Source organism: Pseudomonas sp. PME37.24/025, from assembly GCF_055556615.1.
In genome coordinates this window covers 1-261 of the sequence record NZ_JBVHNK010000317.1, presented here as the reverse complement: position 1 = coordinate 261, position 261 = coordinate 1, and the positions used below count along the sequence as shown (strand labels likewise).

1 protein-coding gene is annotated in these 261 nt (G+C 66.7%); it reads right to left on the bottom strand.

Translation table 11 applies throughout. From position 1 onward, the window contains the following. A partial coding sequence (locus ACZ3HH_RS30525) for an FAD-dependent oxidoreductase (RefSeq protein ID WP_465810381.1) occupies positions 1 to 261 on the bottom strand: 261 nt, incomplete at both ends.

Here is a 261-nt window from a genome sequence, read left to right as displayed (position 1 = left end):
CGCCGGGCACGCTGGTCGCCGTGGCGCCGCCCTCGCTGCCGCTCTTGACCTTGAGATAGCCGCCAGCCATCTCGAGCTGGCCCTCGAAGATCGCCGTGTTGGGCTGATGGCCGATCGCGATGAACACGCCGGCGAGCTCGATCTCGCGCGTGCTGCCGTCCTGTACGTTCCTGACGCGCATGCCGGTCACGCCGGAATCATTGCCAAGCACTTCGTCGAGCTCGGAGTTCCAGATGATCTCGACCTTGCCCTCGGCCTGCC